Source organism: Pseudomonas sp. ArH3a (genome assembly GCF_022648765.1).
GTDB lineage: Bacteria > Pseudomonadota > Gammaproteobacteria > Pseudomonadales > Pseudomonadaceae > Aquipseudomonas.
On the sequence record NZ_CP080330.1, the window covers coordinates 6,467,945 to 6,488,339 of the forward strand.

Consider the following 20,395-nt stretch of genomic DNA (forward strand, 5'->3'; position numbering starts at 1 on the left):
TCCCCTTCGCATGTGGACATTCACTACCATGCTGACTGAACATAAACTCCCACTAGGCCAGTACATCGCTGCCTTCGTCGAATGGTTGACCCAACACGGTGCCAACTACTTCGACGCAATCGCATCGACTCTGGAAACGATGATCCACGGCGTGACGTTTGCGCTGACCTGGTTCAATCCGCTGGCATTGATCGGTCTGATTGCGCTACTCGCTCACTTTATTCAACGTAAATGGGGCCTGACGGTATTTGTCATTGCCTCCTTCCTGCTGATCCTGAACCTTGGGTACTGGCAGGAAACCATGGAGACCCTCGCCCAGGTGCTGTTCGCCACCCTGGTCTGCGTGGTCATCGGTGTGCCACTGGGCATTGTTGCCGCGCACAAACCCATGTTCTACACCCTGATGCGGCCGGTGCTCGATCTGATGCAGACCGTACCGACCTTCGTCTACCTCATCCCTACCCTGACCCTCTTCGGGCTGGGTGTGGTGCCCGGGCTGATTTCCACGGTGGTGTTCGCGATTGCCGCACCTATCCGTCTGACTTACCTGGGTATCCGCGATGTGCCGCAAGAGTTAATGGACGCCGGCAAGGCCTTTGGCTGCTCGCGCCGCCAGTTGCTCTCACGGATTGAACTGCCCCACGCTATGCCGAGCATTGCCGCCGGCATTACCCAATGCATCATGCTGTCGTTGTCGATGGTGGTGATCGCGGCCCTGGTAGGCGCCGACGGCCTCGGCAAGCCAGTGGTCAACGCACTGAACACCGCCGACATCGCCCTGGGCTTTGAAGCCGGCCTGGCAATCGTATTGCTGGCGATCATGCTCGACCGCATCTGCAAACAACCCGACGCCAAAGTAGGGGGTGATGCATGAGCATTATCCGATTCGACAATGTCGATGTGATCTTCTCCAAAGACCCGCGCGAAGCGCTCAAGCTGCTCGACCAGGGCATGCACCGCAACGAGATCCTGAAAAAGACCGGGCAGATTGTCGGCGTTGAAAAAGCCAGCCTGGACGTGGAGAAAGGCGAGATCTGCGTGCTGATGGGCCTGTCGGGCTCCGGCAAGTCGAGCTTGCTGCGCTGTATCAACGGCCTCAACACCGTGAGCCGTGGCCAGCTGTTTGTGGAGCATGAAGGGCGCCAGATCGACATCGCGTCCTGCACGCCTGCGGAGCTGAAAATGATGCGCACCAAGCGCATCGCCATGGTGTTCCAGAAGTTCGCCCTGATGCCCTGGCTGACGGTGCGCGAAAACATCAGCTTTGGCCTTGAGATGCAGGGCCGCCCCGAGAAAGAACGGCGCGCGCTGGTGGATGAAAAACTCGAGCTGGTGGGCCTGGCCCAATGGCGCAACAAGAAGCCCGACGAGCTTTCCGGCGGCATGCAGCAACGCGTCGGCCTGGCCCGCGCGTTGGCGATGGACGCCGATATCCTGCTGATGGACGAACCCTTCTCCGCCCTCGACCCGCTGATCCGCCAAGGCCTGCAAGATGAACTGCTGGAGCTGCAACGCAAGCTGAGCAAGACCATCGTGTTCGTGAGCCACGACCTGGATGAGGCACTGAAACTCGGCAGCCGCATCGCGATCATGAAAGACGGCAAGATCATCCAGTACAGCGTGCCGGAAGAGATCGTGCTGAACCCGGCGGACGACTATGTGCGCACCTTCGTCGCGCATACCAACCCGCTGAACGTATTGTGCGGTCGCAGCCTGATGCGCACCCTGGACAACTGCAAACGCATCAACGGTTCAGTGTGCCTGGACCCGGGCGGCGATTCGTGGCTGGACCTGGCAGAAGGCAACACCATCAAGGGTGCCCGCCAGAATGGCGCGGTGATGAACCTGCAGAACTGGGCACCAGGGCAACCGGTAGAAGGTTTGGGCCGTGTGCCGACGCTGGTGGATTCCAATATCGGCATGCGTGATGCGTTGCAGATTCGTTATCACACCGGGAATAAGTTGGTGTTGCATGACAGCAACCACCAGGTGGTGGGAATCTTGGGGGACAGTGAGCTTTACCATGCCCTGCTGGGCAAGAACCTGGGCTAGTCGCTTGATCGTTCCCACGCTCTGCGTGGGAACGCCGCCCTGGACGCTCTGCGTCCGCTCTTAAGTCGTGACGCAGAGCGTCACAGGATGCATTCCTTTGCTGCGCGTGGGAATGATCATTCAAACTCAACTATCAGCTATAGACACGGCCAAGGAGCTGCCGATGGCTTTCAAACTGGTCGAGCACGTCCCGGGTGATCTGTTCCTGGGCAAAGCCCATCAGGTCGTATTCCTGAGGTCCGTTGTGCAGGTAGACCTCGGCCCGGTAATAACGCGTGCGCTCTTCTTCGGGCAAGTCGCTCGGTGCCGCCGAATAAGCATCCAGGCTCACTTCATAGACAAACGGGTTGCCCTCTTCCATCTCGATGCGCACACCGATGCAACGCTTGGATTTGCCCAACAAGGTCTGCACTTCCAGCCCTTGATCACGCAACGCAACCGCCGCTTCTTCCAGCGCCGGCGTTACGTGCTTGTCCATAAAGCGCTGCACGGTGGCCTGGCTCGGTTGCAGGTCCAGGGCGGTCAAGCGCTCGCTGAAACCACGGCGGCCACGTTCGGCCAATTGCGCCTGCTCCTGTTCGATGGCCACATCCTGGCGCATCGCCTTGTGCAAACCGAACATGAACAAAATCAGCACCACCGAGAACGGCAGCCCCGCCAGCACCACCATGGTTTGCATGGCTTCGAAGTTGCCAGCAAACAACAGGCCGATGGTCACCAGGGTGATCACGGCCGACCAGAAGATACGCAACCAGTGCGGCGCATCTTCATCCACATTGCCGCCTTTGCAGGAAAGGTTGGCCATCATCACCGCGCCGGAATCCGCCGGGGTCAGGAACAACACAAAGCCCACGAAGATCGACACACCGATAACAATTTTCGACGCCGGGTAGTGCTCCAGCAATTGGTAGATGGCCATCGACGGTTGTTCCAGCGCCGTCTTGCCCAACTCCACGGCACCGTGGTTGAGCACCAGGTCCAGGGCCGAGTTACCGAAGATCGACAACCACGCCAAGGTGAAGCCCAGCGGGATCAGCAGCACGCCGGCCACCAGTTCACGCACGGTGCGACCACGGGAAATACGCGCGATGAACATGCCTACGAATGGCGCCCAGGAAATCCACCAGGCCCAGTAGAACAGGGTCCACAGGCCCATCCAACGCTCGGTCTTGTCGGCGTCGCCTTCGTACACATACAGGTCGAAAGTCTTCAGCACGATGCCGTTGAGATAATCACCCGTGTTCTGCACCAAGCCATTGAGCAGGTGCAGCGTCGGGCCGAACAACAGCACGAAAATCAGCAAGCCGCTGAACAGCACGATGTTGAGGTTGGACAGGCGGCGAATACCGTTTTCCACACCCGACACGGCGGCGATGGTCGCCACGGTGCTCATCACGATGATCACGATCAGCAGGTTGGTGTTGTTGTGCTCCATGCCGAACAGGTTTTCCAACCCGGACGACACTTGCATCGCACCAATCCCCAGGTTCGTCACCAGGCCCAGCAAGGTCACGAACATGCCGAAACCGTCCACCGCGTGGCCGGCCGCGCCTTTCACCCAACGCTCGCCTACCAGCGGGTACAGCGCCGAACGCAAGGCCAGCGGCTGGTTGTGACGGTAGGCGAAGTACGCCACGGCCAGGCCCACCAAAGCATAGATCGCCCAGCCATGCAGGCCCCAGTGCAGGAAGGTCAGCTGCAACGCCTGGCGTGCCGCACCATTACTGGCAGCCGCGCCTTCGGGCGGGTTGAAGTAGTGGTCCAACGGTTCCGAGGCGCCGAAGTACAGCAGCGAGATGCCGATACCCGACGAGAACAACATGCCGGCCCAGGCGCCGTAGCTGAAGTCCGGGGTGTCGTCCTTGCTGCCCAGTTTCAATTTACCGTAGGACGAAAACGCCAGGCCGACCACAAACACCAGGTAAGCGGCGATGACCACCATGTAGTACCAGCCAAAGCTTTTGGAAAGCCAAGCCTGTGCTACGCCGAGCATGCGCCCGGCCTCCTGCGGGGCGATGATCAGAATGGCGGTCAACAACAGAATGAGCGCGGTGGAGGTGTAGAACACCCAACCGTTGACCCGGACCTTTTCCGGTGGGGTCTTTATAAGAGAGGCAGAACTCATGGCGCAGATGCTCCGGGCAGTGCGAGAGAGAAACACAAGGCAACGGTTATCCCGGGACATCGATTTTTCGGCAGTCGACGGACGGGTGTTATAAAGACACCCCGAAAATTCCTGAGCCCCGCCGAAGCGGTGGCAGGCCCTGATATGGCCGGTTTCAAGGATTTTTGCAGGTGTCAGAGGCTGCTGCTCACAGGTAGGAAATATCTGTAGGGAGCGACCATTTGTCGCAGATCTTATTCTTTGTTGATTGAACGTTCAATCAAAACAAAATAGACTGGCCTTCAAGCCGACGGACGTTTATCGCCCACCGGCAGGCCTAAGGAGAGGTGCTACATGCCCAAGGTCGGTATGCAACCCATACGCCGCCAGCAGTTGATCGAAGCCACCTTGACGGCCATCGATCAGGTTGGGATGGGAGATGCCAGCATTGCGCTGATCGCCCGTTTGGCCGGTGTCTCGAACGGCATCATCAGTCACTACTTTCAGGACAAGAACGGCCTGATCGCCGCAACGATGCGGTACTTGATGAATGTGCTGATCGAGAACGTCCACGAACGCAGGCTTGCGCTGAAGGACGACAGCCCACGGGCGCACCTTCGGGTGATCATCGAGGGCAACTTCGACGCCAGCCAGGTCAACGGACCGGCAATGAAAACCTGGCTGGCCTTCTGGGCCACCAGCATGCATCACCCGTCATTGCACAGGTTGCAGCGGATCAACGATCAACGTCTGTATTCCAACCTGTGCTGCCAGTTCCGCCGAGTGCTACCGCTGCCGCACGCACGCAAAGCAGCCAGAGGCCTGGCGGCCCTGATCGACGGTTTGTGGTTGCGCGGCGCCCTGTCGGGAGACGCTTTCGACACGGAGCAGGCGCAACGGATCGCTTACGAATACATGGATTTCCAATTGGCCAAGCAGGTGAGTTAGAGCACACATAAACGCTCAACCCCTGAACGTCTGCCGCTCAGTGTTGCCAGAACACCATGGCCCACTGGCGGCGGGTAACGCCAACCACTTATGCACTTGCGAGGACTTTATGGCCCGTTTCGAACTGCAAAAACTCTACATTGACGGCGGCTACAGCGACGCTGGCAGCGATGCCACCTTCGAAGCCATCAACCCGGCTAACGGTGAAGTTCTCGCCCAAGTGCAACGCGCCACGAAGGAAGACGTTGAACGTGCCGTGGTCAGCGCTGAAAAAGGCCAGAAAATCTGGGCTGCGATGACCGCCATGGAGCGTTCGCGCATCCTGCGCCGTGCCGTCGACATCCTGCGTGAGCGCAACGACGAGCTGGCCGCGCTGGAAACCCTGGACACCGGTAAAGCCTTCTCCGAAACCCAATACGTCGACATCGTCACCGGCGCTGACGTGCTGGAATACTACGCAGGCCTGGTGCCAGCCATCGAAGGCGAGCAGATCCCACTGCGCGACACTTCGTTCGTCTACACCCGCCGCGAGCCGCTGGGCGTGGTTGCCGGTATCGGCGCGTGGAACTACCCGATCCAGATCGCCCTGTGGAAATCCGCACCGGCCCTGGCCGCCGGTAACGCGATGATCTTCAAGCCGAGCGAAGTCACCTCGCTGACCACCCTGAAACTGGCTGAAATCTACACCGCAGCCGGCGTTCCGGATGGCGTGTTCAACGTCCTGACCGGCAGCGGCCGTGAAGTCGGCACTTGGCTGACCGAGCACCCGCGCATCGAGAAAGTCTCGTTCACCGGCGGCACCGACACCGGCAAGAAAGTCATGGCCAGCGCTTCGAGCTCTTCGCTCAAAGAAGTGACCATGGAACTGGGCGGCAAGTCGCCGCTGATCGTGTTCGAAGACGCCGACCTGGATCGTGCGGCCGACATCGCGATGATGGCCAACTTCTACAGCTCCGGTCAGGTCTGCACCAACGGCACTCGCGTGTTCGTGCCTAAGCACCTGCAAGCGGCCTTCGAAGCCAAGATCGTTGAGCGTGTTGCGCGCATTCGCGTTGGCGACCCGCAAGACGAGAACACCAACTTCGGCCCGCTGGTCAGCTTCGCCCACATGGAAAGCGTGCTCGGCTACATCGCCAAAGGTAAGGAAGAAGGCGCCCGCGTCCTGTGCGGCGGCGACCGTCTGACCGACGGTGCATTCGCCAAAGGCGCCTACGTGGCCCCGACCGTGTTCACCGACTGCACCGACGAAATGACCATCGTCCGTGAAGAAATCTTCGGCCCAGTGATGAGCATCCTCACTTACGAGACCGAAGAAGAAGTGATCCGCCGCGCCAACGATACCGACTTCGGCCTGGCCGCTGGCCTTGTGACCAAAGACCTGAACCGCGCTCACCGCGTGATTCATCAGCTGGAAGCGGGTATCTGCTGGATCAATGCCTGGGGCGAATCCGACGCCAAAATGCCGGTCGGTGGCTACAAGCAATCCGGTGTGGGCCGTGAGAACGGCATCAGCTCGCTGAACAACTTCACCCGCATCAAATCGGTACAGGTAGAGCTGGGCGACTACGCCTCGGTGTTCTAAAGCCAAGCGGATTGGCCTCTGTGGCGAGCGGGCTTGCCCCGCGTTGGGCTGCGAAGCAGCCCCATTCCAGCCACCGCAGTCTTTCAGATAGAACTCGATCGCTGAATTTGCGACTGCTGCGCAGTCGAACGGGGGAAAAGCCCCCTCGCCACAAAAAACAGCCTGAACCAACTTTTACGAGGGCGCATTATGTCCCAAGAATACGATTACATCATTGTGGGTGCCGGCTCCGCCGGTAACACCCTGGCGACCCGTCTGACCGAAGACGAAGGCGTCACTGTTTTGCTGCTGGAAGCCGGTGGCCCAGACTACCGTTTCGACTTCCGTACCCAAATGCCGGCCGCCCTGGCGTTCCCGCTGCAAGGCCGCCGCTACAACTGGGCCTACGAAACCGACCCAGAGCCACATATGGACGGCCGCCGGATGGAATGCGGTCGCGGCAAGGGCCTCGGCGGTTCCTCACTGATCAACGGCATGTGCTACATCCGCGGCAACGCGATGGACTACGACAACTGGTCGAAACTGCCAGGCCTGGAAAACTGGTCCTACCTCGACTGCCTGCCGTATTTCCGTAAGGCCGAAACCCGCGACATCGGCCCCAACGATTACCACGGTGGCGACGGCCCGGTCAGCGTGACCACGCCTAAAGCCGGCAACAACCCGCTGTTCCACGCGATGGTTGAAGCTGGCGTACAAGCCGGTTACCCGCGCACCGAAGACTTGAACGGCTACCAGCAAGAAGGCTTCGGCCCGATGGACCGTACCGTCACGCCTAAAGGCCGTCGCGCCAGCACCGCTCGCGGTTACCTGGACACGGCTAAAAAGCGTTCGACCCTGACCATCGTCACCCACGCCCTGACCGACAAAGTGCTGTTCGAAGGCAAGCGTGCCGTTGGCGTGCGCTACCTGATCGGCGCCGCCGAAGAGCGCGTTGAAGCCCGTGCGCGTAAAGAAGTGCTGGTGTGCAGCGGCGCAATCGCTTCGCCGCAACTGCTGCAACGCTCCGGTGTGGGCCCGGCCAAACTGCTGGAAAGCCTCGACATCCCGGTGGTCCACGACCTGCCAGGCGTCGGCGAAAACCTGCAGGACCACCTTGAGCTGTACCTGCAATACGCCTGCACCCAACCGGTGTCGCTGTACCCGTCGCTGCTCTGGTACAACCAGCCGGCCATTGGTGCCGAATGGCTGTTCAACGGCACCGGCATCGGCGCCAGCAACCAGTTCGAAGCGGGCGGTTTTATCCGTACCCGTGAAGAATTCGATTGGCCGAACATCCAGTACCACTTCCTGCCGGTCGCGATTAACTACAACGGCAGCAACGGTGTGAAAGAGCACGGTTTCCAGGCGCACATGGGTTCCATGCGTTCGCCAAGCCGTGGCCGCGTGCAATTGAAGTCGAAGAACCCACGGGACTACCCGAGCATCCTCTTCAACTACATGGCCACCGAGCAAGACTGGCAGGAATTTCGCGACGGCATCCGCCTGACCCGCGAAATCATGCAGCAGCCGGCACTGGACCAATACCGTGGCCGCGAAATCAGCCCGGGTATTGACGTGCAAACCGATGAGCAGCTGGACAAGTTCATCCGCGAACACGCCGAAACCGCGTTCCACCCGTCCTGCTCGTGCAAGATGGGCGACGACGAGATGGCTGTAGTGGATGGCGAAGGCCGCGTGCATGGCATGCAGGGCTTGCGTGTGGTCGATGCGTCGATCATGCCGATCATCACCACCGGTAACCTCAACGCGCCGACGATCATGATCGCCGAGAAAATCGCCGACAAGATCCGTGGCCGCAAGCCGCTGCCGCGCAGCACCGCCGACTACTACGTGGCCGGCGATGCGCCGGTGCGTGGCAAGCCGATGCGTGAAGTAGGCCCTACCGCGCAGTAACTGACGCACCGCGGTGCCTGTATCGCAGGCAAGCCAGCTCCCACAGTTGACCGAGTTCATCTGAACAACTCGGTCAACTGTGGGAACCGGGCTTGCCCGCGATGAGGCCCGACCCCACACCGCAAGTTCGCCGCCCTACACTTTCCTTGATCCGCTCCCCGCCCCAGGCCTAATCTGTTGCCTGCCCGCGATGAGCCGCCCACAAGGAAGGCCCCATGTTCGACCAACACGCCACACTCAAAAAGCACTTCAGTGCCCTGCGCACCCGCGCCGAATTCTTCTCGCTGCGTTACGTGCGCGAATCCGGCCAATACCTGTCGGTACGCAAGAACGTCGCCGAGCCGCCACACCTGAACCACGATGAGGGCGCCATGCTCACCGTGCGCCTCAATGGCGTGGAAGCCTACGCCGCCACCCACGACACCTCCCTGGCCGGCCTGCAAGCCGCCCTTGAGCGCGCTGAACAGCAAGCCCAGCGGATATTGCCCCACGCCCTGCTCGACCTGCACACGCAGCCGGTGGCCAGCGACGTTGCCGACTACCTGTCGCCTGACCTTGACCAGCCCTTTCCCTCCTTAAGCGACTGCTACCAACTGTTGGGCGATGAGTCCGCCAGCGTGCCCAAGGACGAACGCCTGGTCAGCTGGGAAGTCAGCCTGGGCACCACCCACGTGGAACAGATCTACCTCAACAGTGCCGGTGCCGAGCTGCGTCAGGCCCAGCGCTTCGTCTACCCGGGCCTGAGCGTCACCGCGTTCGACGGCAACGACAGCCAGACTCGCACCCTGGGCGGCACCAACTTCGGCCAGCAAGGCAGCGCGAACGTGATTCGCCGCTTCGGCCTGGCCGGCGCCGCCCGCTCAGTGGCCGATGAAGCCCTGCAACTGTTGCTCGCGCCAAACACACCCCACGGCCCGCGCGACCTGCTGCTGATGCCCGACCAGATGATCCTGCAGATCCACGAGTCCATCGGCCACCCGCTGGAACTGGACCGCATCCTGGGCGATGAGCGCAATTACGCCGGCACCAGCTTTGTGAAAGCCAGCGACTTCGGCCACCTGCAATACGGCTCGCCGTTGCTCAACGTGACCTTCGACCCGGACATCCCCGAGCAGCTCGCCAGCTACAGCCATGACGACGACGGCACCCGCGCCACCAAGCAGTTCCTGATCCGTGACGGCCTGCTGCTCAAGCCATTGGGCGGCGCGCTGTCGCAATTTCGCTCAGGCCTGGGCGGCGTCGCCAACAGCCGCGCGTGCAGCTGGAACCGCGCGCCGATCGACCGTATGGCCAACCTGAACATCGAGGCCGGCGACAAGACTCAGGCCGAGCTGATCAGCGGTATCGAGCACGGCATTCTGATGAGTACTAACCGCTCCTGGTCCATTGATGACGCGCGCAATAAATTCCAGTTCGGCTGCGAGTGGGGCCAACTGATCGAAAACGGCGAGCTCAAGGGCGTGGTGAAAAACCCCAACTACCGTGCCATTTCCGCGCAGTTCTGGCGCAAGCTCAGCGCCGTCGGCGATGCCAGCACCTTTAAGGTATTGGGCACGCCGAACTGCGGCAAAGGCGAACCTAACCAAGTGATCCGCGTGGGCCACGCGTCACCTGCGTGTGTATTCAGTGATGTCGACGTATTTGGGGGAGATGCCTGATGAACAACTTTAAGGCACTGGTGCAATGGCTCAAGCAGGCCATCACCGACAAGGAACAATTTCACTTGGGTTATGCGGGCGAATCCTCCGAGTTCGTGCGCTTCAACCACGCTCAGGTACGCCAAGCCGGCCAGGTGCAACAGGCCAGCCTGAACCTCAAGCTGATCAACGACGGCCGCCATGCGGACCTCGGCATTACCTTGGCAGGCTCCCCGGAACTGGACCGCCAGCGCCTCGCCGATGGCCTGCAACAATTGCGCGAAACCTTGCCCTTGCTGCCGCAAGATCCGTATTTGCTGCTTAATCACAACGCCTGGCAAAGCCACAACGAGCAGCTTCGGCCCTTACCGGAACTGGCCCAGGTGCTGGAAGACATCAGCCAGGCCGCCGCCGGCGTGGACTTGGTCGGCTTCTATGCCGCAGGCCCGATCAGCCGTGGCTTCGCCAGTTCGGACGGTGCGTTTGGCTGGCATCAGGCCAACAGCTTCAACTTCGATTTCAGCCTGTTCCACGCCAATGGCGAAGCGGTCAAAGCCAGCTACGCCGGGCACACCTGGAACAGCGCCGAGTTTGCCGCACGCTTGCAGCAAGCGCGCGAACAGTTGGAATTTCTGGGTCGCCCTTTGCACAACCTGGCCCCCGGCCAATACCGCGCCTACCTCGCCCCGGCAGCGTTGGAAGAAATCATCGGCATCATCACCTGGGGCGGGTTTTCCGCCCAGGCCATCGCCAGCAAAGGCAGCTCGCTACAAAAGCTGTATGCCGGTGAGCAGTCGTTGAGCCCATTGGTAAAAGTCGATGAGCAGATCAGCGGCTCGCTGAGCCAGGCGTTTTCCACCGAAGGCTACCCGCGCGGGGATGTCACGCTGATTAACGCGGGCACCGCCTGCGGCCAGTTGATCAACTCGCGCAGCGCCGCCGAATACGGCCTGAGCACCAACGGCGCCAGCAGCGACGAGTCGCCCAGCGCCTTGCAGATGGCCGCAGGCAGCCTGGCCCAGGCCGATATCCTCAAGCAGTTGGGCACTGGGCTGTACATCAGCAACCTGTGGTATTTGAACTACTCGGACTTGCCCGCAGCACGCCTGACCGGGATGACGCGCTTCGCCACGTTCTGGGTGGAAGACGGCGAGATCAAGGCGCCGGTGAGCACCATGCGTTTTGATGACAGCGTCTATAGCCTGCTCGGTTCGCAGCTTGAAGCGCTGACCGCTGAGCGGGAGCTGTTGTTGTCGGCCAGTACGTACAGCCAGCGCAATACGGCGTCCAATCTGTTGCCGGGCGCGTTGGTAAAACGCCTGACCCTCACCCTGTAAACACAAAACCCAATGTGGCAACTGGCTTATGTGGGAGCTGGTTTGCCTGCGATGTAGATACCTCGGTGTGTCAGTAGGACCGCCGTGATGCCATCGCAGGCAAGCCAACTCCCACACTGTTCTATGTTCGTTTCTGCCCCCCCGCTTCACCCCTTCCTACCGCAAAATCCCATCTCACACTTCTCCCCGTGCGGCCGGTTGTCGCCCGCAAAAAACCTCGTTATAACGGTTAGTGGCATCCCGCCACCAACCCCACGTGCCCGCACGTGATGCATGACCTTGCCTGGATTGGGCAAGCTGGAGCGTTGACATGGACCATGGAAGTTTTGTCATTGAAAAGCTTTACAAGCACTACAACGTGCACGTAGAGCAGCTAGGTAAGCATTCACAAGAGCATCCGGAAAAAAAAACAGTGCTGATGGTCAACGGAGCGCTGTCCACCACCCGCTCCTTCGCCCGCACCAGCAAATGCCTGGCGGAACACTTCAATGTGCTGCTGTTCGACCTGCCGTTCTCCGGCCTTTCGCGCGAGCACAACACCGACCTTGACCTGGTGACCAAGGACGACGAGGTGCAGATCCTGCGCGCGCTGGTGGAGCGCTTCCAGGTCAACCACTTGGTATCAGCCTCGTGGGGCGGCATCTCCACATTGCTGACCCTGGCGCACAACCCGCCCTCCATCGAAAGCTCGGTGGTGATGGCCCTGGCACCCAACCTCAACCAGGCCATGCTCGATTATGTGGAGCGCGTGCGCGTGCTAATTGAGGCCGATGACAAGTCCGCCGTCGGCCATTTGCTCAACGAAACAGTCGGCAAATACCTCTCGCCCCGCCTCAAGCGCAATAACCACCGCCACCTGTCGAGCATGGCCACCAACGAGTACCGCCAAGCGCGCTTTCATATCCACCAGGTGCTGGGCCTGGGCGATGGCAACTACCTGCCGGCGCTCGCGCAGATCGAAACCCCGGTGCATTTCCTCAACGGTACGTTGGATGAGTACACCCCGGCTGCCGAAGCCCAACTGTTCAAAAAGTACGTCGGTCGCAGCAGCTTCGCCGTCGCCGAACACACCGGCCACTTACTCGACCTTGAGTCCCGCGAGGCGGCGCTGGCGGTGCACCGAGCGCTGTTGGATTTCCTCGTCGGAGAGCACGCGACATTGTCAGATTTAGACGAACCGCCAGTGGGAAAAGGAGTAACGGAAGGCGCATAATCGCCGACACATAGCCTGCTAACAAAAAGGTAGCTCATGCCCAATCGTGCCCCTCTCGATGCCAAGACCGCCCGCTGGCTCCCCTGGGTGGTGGCGATTGCCTTCTTCATGCAGTCGCTGGATGGGACGATTCTCAACACGGCACTGCCGGCCATGGCCCGGGACCTCGCGGAAAACCCGCTGCGCATGCAAGGGGTGGTGATCGCCTACATGCTCACCGTCGCCTTGCTGATCCCTGCGTCGGGCTGGGTCGCCGACCGCTTCGGCACCAAGAAAATCTTCTTTGGCGCGATCATGCTGTTTAGCATTGGCTCACTGTTGTGCGCCCTGTCCAGCAGCTTGACCATGCTGGTGGGCGCGCGGGTCATCCAGGGCTTGGGCGGTGCGCTGATGCTGCCGGTGGGGCGCCTGGTCGTCTTACGCGCTTATCCGCGCTCCGAACTCGTGCGGATCATGGGCTTTATTACCATCCCCGGCCTGCTTGGCCCGTTGCTCGGCCCGACCCTGGGCGGCTGGATGGTGCAATACCTGACTTGGCACTGGATCTTCCTGATCAACCTGCCGGTGGGCATGATCGGTTGCTACGCCGTGTGGAAACTCATCCCCGACCTGCGCGGCAGCGAGCGCACACGTTTCGACAGCGTGGGGTTTGTGCTGTTTGGTGCGGCGATGGTGCTGATCACCATCGCCATGGAAGGCTTGGGCGAACTGCACCTGCCGCATTTGCGCGTGATGTTGCTGCTGTTCGGCGGGCTGGCGTGCCTGGCGGCGTACTGGCTGCGCGCCGGGCATATCGATAACCCGCTGTTTTCGCCGGTGCTGTTCAAGACCCGCACCTTTGCCGTGGGCATTCTCGGCAACCTGTTTGCGCGCCTCGGCAGCGGCGCCCTGCCGTTCCTGGTGCCGCTGCTGTTGCAGGTAGCGCTGGGGTACTCGCCATCGCAAGCCGGGATGAGCATGCTGCCGCTGGCGGCGGCGGCGATGTTTGCCAAGTCAATCGCCCGGCCACTGATCGAGCGCCTGGGATACCGCATCGTGCTGACCGGCAATACGCTGGCACTGGGTATCATGCTGGCGAGCATGGGCCTGGTCAGCGAGCACACGCCTTATCCGCTTCTACTGGGGATGCTGGCGGTACTGGGGGCGATCAACTCCTTGCAGTTCACCGCGATGAACACCGTCACCCTGATCGACCTCGACGACGCCCAGGCCAGCAGCGGCAACAGTTTGCTCTCAGTGGTAGCGCAACTGTCCCTGAGCCTGGGCGTGGCCTGTGCCGGTGCGTTGCTCGGCGGCTTTACCGCTGAGGCCGGTAACGATGGCGTGGAAAGCGTGCTCGGCGCATTCCAGTTGACCTTCCTCACCGTGGGCATCATGGCCATGCTGGCGGCGGCGATCTTCCTGCAACTGTCGCCAACGGACGGCAAACGCGTGGTCAGCCGCGAGCACGACATCGAGCATTAACAGGCTTCTCGTCTAGAACTTGCAGGGAAATTCCCACGAGACTGGTACACTGCGCGACATTTTGTTTTGCAGAGCCAGTCCCGTGACTACCATCGCCACCGCTTTTAATACTTTGCCGCTCTCCGCCGCCATGCTGGCTAACCTCGACTCGCTGGGTTATGTCGAGATGACGCAGATCCAGGCGCAAAGCTTGCCGGTGATCCTCAAAGGGCTGGACCTGATTGCCCAGGCCAAGACCGGCAGCGGCAAGACCGCCGCCTTCGGCATCGGCCTGTTGAACCCGATCAACCCGCGCTACTTCGGCTGCCAGGCCCTGGTGATGTGCCCGACGCGTGAGCTGGCCGACCAAGTCGCCAAGGAAATCCGTCGCCTGGCGCGTGCCGAAGACAACATCAAGGTGCTGACCCTGTGTGGCGGCGTGTCCCTCGGCCCGCAGATCGCCTCGCTGGAACACGGCGCCCACGTCATCGTCGGCACCCCGGGCCGCATCCAGCAGCACCTGCGCAAAGGTTCGCTGGTGCTGGACGGCTTGAACACGCTGATCCTCGACGAAGCCGACCGCATGCTCGACATGGGCTTCTACGACGCCATCGAAGACATCATCAGCAAGACCCCGGCGCGCCGCCAGACCCTGCTGTTCTCGGCCACCTACCCGGTGAGCATCAAGCAGCTGGCCTCGAAATTCATGCGCGCGCCGCAGCAAGTGAAGGCCGAAGCGTTCCACTCCGACGACCAGATCGAGCAGCGCTTCTACGAGATTTCTCCGGAAGAGCGCATGGACGCCGTGACCAAGGTACTGGCGCATTTCCGTCCAGCCTCTTGCGTGGCGTTCTGCTTCACCAAGCAGCAAGTGCAGGAAACTGTGGACCACCTGACGTCCAAGGGCATTTCCGCCGTCGGCCTGCATGGCGACCTGGAACAGCGCGACCGCGACCAGGTACTGGCGATGTTCGCCAACCGCAGTACCTCGGTACTGGTAGCCACCGACGTGGCCGCGCGTGGTTTGGACATTGACTCGCTGGACATGGTGATCAACGTCGAACTGGCCCGTGACTCGGAAATCCACATTCACCGTGTAGGCCGTACTGGCCGCGCCGGTGAGACCGGCCTCGCCATCAGCTTGGTGGCGCCGTCCGAAGCGCACCGCGCCCAGGCCATCGAGCAGCTGCAGAAATCGCCGTTGAACTGGGACCAGTTGGACAACCTCAAGCCTCAGAGCGGCGGCCCGTTGCTGCCGGTGATGAGCACCCTGTGCATCGCCGCCGGCCGTAAAGACAAGGTTCGCCCGGGCGACATCCTCGGCGCCTTGACCGGTGATGCCGGCATCCCCGGTGCCCAGGTCGGCAAGATCGCGATCTTTGACTTCCAGGCCTTCGTGGCCGTGGAGCGCGGGATCGCCAAGCAGGCCCTGCAGCGCTTGAATGACGGCAAGATCAAAGGCCGTTCGTTGCGCGTGCGGATCCTGTAAAGATCTCAAGCTATACAGAGATCTAAATGTGGGAGCGGGCTTGTGTGGGAGCTGGCTTGCCTGCGATAGCATCACCTCGGTGTACCTGACATACCGAGGTGCCTGCATCGCGGGCAAGCCCGGCTCCCACACAAGCCCGCTCCCACATTTGACTGTATTCCAATTCAGAATTTGTATGAGGACACCGTTTTGCGCTCGACCGAAGTTGTGATCATTGGCGCCGGCGCCGCAGGTTTGATGTGCGCGCTGACCGCCGCCGGGCGTGGGCGCAAGGTGATGTTGATCGACCACGCGAACAAGGCCGGCAAAAAGATCCTGATGTCCGGCGGTGGCCGCTGCAATTTCACCAATATGTACACCGAGCCTGCCAACTTCCTCTCGCACAACGCCCACTTCTGCAAGTCCGCCCTGGCCCGCTACACCCAGTGGGATTTCATCGGGCTGGTGGCCAAGCACGGCGTGCCGTATCACGAGAAGAAGCTCGGCCAACTGTTCTGCGATAACAAATCCAGCGACATCCTCGGCATGCTGCTGGATGAATGCATTCAAGTTGGCGTGAGCATGCACTTGGACACGTCGGTCCAGGAGATTGCCAAGCTGGACGCCGGTTATCAGTTGCAAACAACGTTGGGTGAACTGCGCTGCGAGTCTTTGGTAATTGCCACGGGCGGCCTGTCGATCCCGACCTTGGGCGCTACCGGGTTTGGTTATCAAGTGGCCAAGCAGTTCGGCCATGAACTGCTGCCGACCCGCGCAGGATTGGTGCCGTTCACCATCACCGACCAGCTCAAGGACTTGTGTGGCGAGCTGTCCGGCACCTCGGTGGACTGCCTGGTCAGCTGCAACGACCAAAGCTTTCGCGAGAACATCCTGTTTACCCACCGCGGCCTGAGCGGGCCGGCGATTCTGCAGATCTCCTCGTACTGGGAAACCGGCGACACCGTGGAAATCAACCTGCTGCCCGACCACGACGCCCACGCCTGGCTGCAACAGCAACAGGTCGAGCGCCCCAATAGCGAGTTGAAAACCCTGCTGGGTGAGATCTTCACCAAGAAGATGGCCAACCTGCTGGCGGAAACCTGGTTTGTGTCCAAGCCGATGAAGCAGTACACCCACGCCGAAATCGCCGATATCGCGCAAAAACTCGGCAGCTGGCAACTGGTGCCGGCCGGCACTGAAGGCTATCGCACGGCCGAGGTGACGTTGGGTGGGGTGGATACGCGCGAAGTGTCGTCCAAGACCATGGAGTCGCTGAAAAGCCCGGGGTTGTACTTCATCGGTGAAGTGCTGGATGTGACCGGCCACTTGGGTGGGTTCAACTTCCAGTGGGCGTGGGCTTCGGGCTACGCGGCTGCGCAATACGCCTAAAGGTTGTACGCGGTCAAAATGTGGGAGCTGGCTTGCCTGCGTGCGATAGCGGTGGTGAATCCAACATCGCTAGCGCAGGCAAGCCAGCGCCCACATTGCTTTTGTGGTGTGCTTGGAAGTTATTTTGCGCAATTGATGTGATCGCTACGCTTGCCGTGGCGTCCTTGATAGCTCAATTTAACGGCATCGTCCCGGAAGACACCAGACTTCATGTCATCGACCTCGTTCAAGCAGTCCATGCGGCGCCTGTGGGCGCTGGATAAATTCAGTTACAGCGTGCGGGTATTCATCGCCCTCACCGGCAGCATGGCGCTGTGCTGGTATCAGGATGAAATGACGCTGCTCATCCCGCTGTTCCTGGGGATCATCGCCAGCGCCCTGGCCGAGACCGATGACAGTTGGCAAGGCCGCCTCAATGCCCTAGCGGTGACGCTGGTGTGTTTCAGCATCGCCGCGCTGTCGGTGGAACTGCTGTTCCCTTACCCCTGGATCTTCGCGATCGCTCTGGCCCTGGCCAGTTTCTGCCTGACCATGCTCGGGGCGCTGGGCGAGCGCTATGGTGCGATTGCCTCGGCGACGCTGATTCTGTCGGTGTACACCATGATCGGTGTGGACCAGCGCGGTGGTGCCGTGTCTGATTTCTGGCATGAACCGCTGCTGCTGGTGGCCGGTGCCGCGTGGTATGGCGTGCTGTCGGTGCTGTGGCAGGCGCTGTTTTCCAACCAGCCAGTGCAGCAAAGCCTGGCGCGGCTGTTTCGCGAGCTGGGGCGTTACCTCAAGCTCAAATCGTCGCTGTTCGAACCGATCCGTCAGCTGGACGTAGAAGCGCGCCGCCTGGAACTGGCCCAGCAAAATGGCCGGGTGGTGGCGGCGCTGAATGCGGCGAAGGAAATCATCCTGCACCGCGTCGGCAATGGCCGCCCAGGCTCCAAGGTCAGCCGCTACTTGAAGCTGTATTTCCTGGCCCAGGACATCCACGAACGCGCCAGCTCGTCTCACTACCCGTATAACGCCTTGGCCGATGCCTTCTTCCACAGCGACGTGCTGTTCCGCTGCCAGCGCCTGTTGCGCCAGCAAGGCAAGGCCTGCCAGACCTTGGGCGAGTCGATTCAACTGCGCCAGCCGTTCATTTACGACGACAGCTTCGCCGAAGCCCTCGGCGACCTGAATGCCTCGTTGGAACACCTGCGCGTCCAGAGCAACCCGGCCTGGCGCGGCCTGCTGCGCTCATTGCGCGCCCTGGCGGCCAACCTGTCGACACTCGACCGCCTGCTCGGCGACGCCAGCAACCCCGACGCACTCGCCGACGCCACCGACAGCAACCTGCTGGACCGCGCCCCGCGCAACCTCAAGGAAATGTGGACGCGCCTGCGCACGCAACTGACGCCGACCTCGCTGCTGTTCCGCCATGCCTTGCGCCTGGCCCTGGCGTTAACCATCGGCTACGGCACCTTGCATGCGATTCACGCCTCCCAGGGTTATTGGATCATCCTCACCACCTTGTTCGTCTGCCAGCCCAACTACGGCGCCACCCGGCGCAAGCTCGGCCAGCGGATCATCGGCACCGCCATCGGTTTGACCGTGGCCTGGGCGCTGTTCGACCTGTTCCCAAGCCCCGTGGTGCAATCGCTGTTCGCCATCGCCGCAGGGCTGGTGTTCTTTATCAACCGCACCACCCGCTACACCTTGGCCACGGCGGCGATCACCTTGATGGTGTTGTTCTGCTTCAACCAAGTGGGTGATGGCTACGGGCTGTTCCTGCCACGGCTGTTCGATACCCTGCTCGGCAGCCTGATCGCGGGCCTCGCGGTGTTCCTGTTCTTGCCAGACTGGCAAGGCCGCCGCCTGAACAAGGTGCTGGCCAACACCCTGACCTGCAACAGCATCTACCTGCGCCAGATCATGCAGCAATACGCCGCGGGCAAGAGCGACGACCTGGCCTACCGCTTGGCCCGGCGCAACGCCCACAACGCCGACGCGGCGCTGTCCACCACGCTGGCAAATATGCTGATGGAGCCAGGGCACTTTCGCAAAGAGGCTGACGTAGGCTTCCGTTTTCTGGTGCTGTCGCACACCTTGCTCAGTTACCTGTCGGGGCTGGGCGCGCACCGCGAAACGCAACTGCCGGCCGAGGTGCGTGAACATTTGATCGACGGCGCCGGTAACAGCCTGGCGGCGAGCATCGACGAGATCGCCACGGGGCTGGCCAACAAGCAGCCGGTTGCGATTCAGAGCGATGCTGAGGAAGCGTTGGCGGCGGAGCTGGAACAGATGCCGGATGAGATTGATGAAGGGCAACGGTTGGTGCAGACCCAGTTGGCGTTGATCTGCCGGCAGTTGGGGCCATTGCGCACGTTGGCGGCGCACCTGATCAAAGATACCAGCGCGGCCTAAATCGCTATCGCAGGCAAGCCAGCTCCCACATTGGAATGCGGTTACCTGTGGGAGCCGGGCTTGCCCGCGATGTGGCCCTCAAGCACCCTACATCCCGTGCGCCTTCATCAACCGCGCATAACTGCCATCGACCTTCATCCTGGCAATCTCCCGGTCGAAACTGGCGACAATTTGCTCATGCTCAGGGTTCTTCAGGCTGACCAGAATATGCAGGCTGTTCTCACTCAGCGGCTTGGGTAAAAACTCCACCGTATTGCGCACCCGGGGCGATTCGCGCGCCAGGTAATAGCGCGCAACATATTCATCTTCCAGCGTCAGCCTTACGCGCTGCGCCGCGAGCATGCGCACGGCCATGGCGAAGTTATGCACCGGCACTTTCTGCAACTGCGCATCCTGGTCGAAGGCCGCCGAGTAGGCATAACCGCGCACCACCGCGATGGGCTGGTCGTGCAGTTGTTCCAGGCTCTGATAATCGATGGGATCGTCGCGGCGCTTGATAAAGCGCACACGGTTCAACAGGTATTCCGCGGAAAACTGCCCCAATTGCGTGCGTGAATCGTCGTACCAGGCATTGACCAGCACGTCATAACGCCCGTCGCCCACGCCCATCAGCGCTCGCGCCCAGGGCACCTGTTCGAAATCACTGGCGTAGCCGGCGCGAGCCAAGGCGGTGCTGACGATATCGGTGGCCAACCCACCGTTGACCAAGGTGGCATCGGTGAACGGGGGCCAGGCATCCGCTACCAGGCGCAGACGTTGTGCGACCGCAGGCGTGGTCAGCAGCAACACTCCTATCAAAGCAACGGCACGAGAAAATCGCGGCATGCTTAAAGTCCTTGGCGGGCAGGCAGTGGCCTGATAACAGTAGCTCATCAATGAGCCTGTATTGCAGATTACACAAAGAACTCAGCGGGGATTGCACTGAATGATGGCAA

Annotated in this window: 14 protein-coding genes; 12 read left to right on the top strand and 2 right to left on the bottom strand. The window is 61.0% G+C overall.

Annotated features, from left to right (window positions below):
* Window positions 1-28: 28 nt before the first annotated feature.
* Entirely contained in the window at window positions 29-874 is an 846-nt protein-coding gene (choW, locus tag K0P33_RS29855; protein ID WP_242153165.1) for a choline ABC transporter permease subunit, read from the top strand.
* Window positions 871-2,052, top strand: coding sequence for a choline ABC transporter ATP-binding protein (gene choV / locus K0P33_RS29860; protein WP_094949543.1), 1,182 nt, complete (start codon window positions 871-873; stop codon window positions 2,050-2,052). The genes choW and choV overlap by 4 nt, the downstream gene beginning before the upstream one ends.
* Before the next feature lie 133 nt (window positions 2,053-2,185).
* On the opposite strand, the gene K0P33_RS29865 is transcribed toward choV, so the two are convergent.
* Entirely contained in the window at window positions 2,186-4,120 is a 1,935-nt protein-coding gene (locus tag K0P33_RS29865; RefSeq protein ID WP_242156139.1) for a BCCT family transporter, read from the bottom strand.
* Window positions 4,121-4,510: 390 nt separating this feature from the next.
* Here K0P33_RS29865 and betI point away from each other — a divergent pair, with 390 nt between their 5' ends.
* From betI to yccS, 10 genes are all read left to right on the top strand, one after another.
* Window positions 4,511-5,104 carry a transcriptional regulator BetI gene (betI, locus tag K0P33_RS29870; RefSeq protein WP_010207128.1) on the top strand — a complete coding sequence of 198 codons (594 nt, stop codon included), beginning with the start codon at window positions 4,511-4,513 and terminating at the stop codon, window positions 5,102-5,104.
* Between the two features lie 109 nt (window positions 5,105-5,213).
* Window positions 5,214-6,686: a betaine-aldehyde dehydrogenase gene (betB, locus tag K0P33_RS29875; protein ID WP_094949545.1), complete on the top strand. Its 1,473-nt coding sequence runs from the start codon at window positions 5,214-5,216 to the stop codon at window positions 6,684-6,686.
* Window positions 6,687-6,875: 189 nt separating this feature from the next.
* Window positions 6,876-8,579: a choline dehydrogenase gene (betA, locus tag K0P33_RS29880; protein ID WP_094949546.1), complete on the top strand. Its 1,704-nt coding sequence runs from the start codon at window positions 6,876-6,878 to the stop codon at window positions 8,577-8,579.
* A gap of 215 nt (window positions 8,580-8,794) precedes the next feature.
* Complete coding sequence (locus K0P33_RS29885; protein WP_242153168.1) at window positions 8,795-10,237, top strand: TldD/PmbA family protein; 1,443 nt, start codon at window positions 8,795-8,797, stop codon at window positions 10,235-10,237.
* Window positions 10,237-11,553 (top strand): metallopeptidase TldD-related protein, encoded by a 1,317-nt coding sequence (locus K0P33_RS29890; protein WP_242153171.1) that lies wholly within the window; start codon window positions 10,237-10,239, stop codon window positions 11,551-11,553. The genes K0P33_RS29885 and K0P33_RS29890 overlap by 1 nt, the downstream gene beginning before the upstream one ends.
* 310 nt (window positions 11,554-11,863) lie before the next feature.
* On the top strand, window positions 11,864-12,766 hold the full coding sequence (locus tag K0P33_RS29895; protein ID WP_094949549.1) for an alpha/beta hydrolase: 903 nt from the start codon (window positions 11,864-11,866) through the stop codon (window positions 12,764-12,766).
* A gap of 36 nt (window positions 12,767-12,802) precedes the next feature.
* The gene (gene mdtD / locus K0P33_RS29900) at window positions 12,803-14,230 is read left to right on the top strand and encodes a multidrug transporter subunit MdtD (RefSeq protein WP_094949550.1); all 1,428 of its coding nucleotides are present in this window, start codon (window positions 12,803-12,805) and stop codon (window positions 14,228-14,230) included.
* A 130-nt stretch (window positions 14,231-14,360) separates the two neighbouring features.
* Complete coding sequence (dbpA, locus tag K0P33_RS29905; protein WP_240995367.1) at window positions 14,361-15,698, top strand: ATP-dependent RNA helicase DbpA; 1,338 nt, start codon at window positions 14,361-14,363, stop codon at window positions 15,696-15,698.
* A 189-nt stretch (window positions 15,699-15,887) separates the two neighbouring features.
* The gene (locus tag K0P33_RS29910; RefSeq protein ID WP_094949551.1) at window positions 15,888-17,066 is read left to right on the top strand and encodes an NAD(P)/FAD-dependent oxidoreductase; all 1,179 of its coding nucleotides are present in this window, start codon (window positions 15,888-15,890) and stop codon (window positions 17,064-17,066) included.
* Between the two features lie 210 nt (window positions 17,067-17,276).
* Window positions 17,277-19,460, top strand: coding sequence for a YccS family putative transporter (gene yccS / locus K0P33_RS29915; protein ID WP_094949099.1), 2,184 nt, complete (start codon window positions 17,277-17,279; stop codon window positions 19,458-19,460).
* An 87-nt stretch (window positions 19,461-19,547) separates the two neighbouring features.
* Here the strand turns inward: yccS and K0P33_RS29920 are convergent, their stop codons facing one another.
* Window positions 19,548-20,285: a transporter substrate-binding domain-containing protein gene (locus tag K0P33_RS29920; RefSeq protein WP_094949100.1), complete on the bottom strand. Its 738-nt coding sequence runs from the start codon at window positions 20,283-20,285 to the stop codon at window positions 19,548-19,550.
* Window positions 20,286-20,395: the final 110 nt, after the last annotated feature.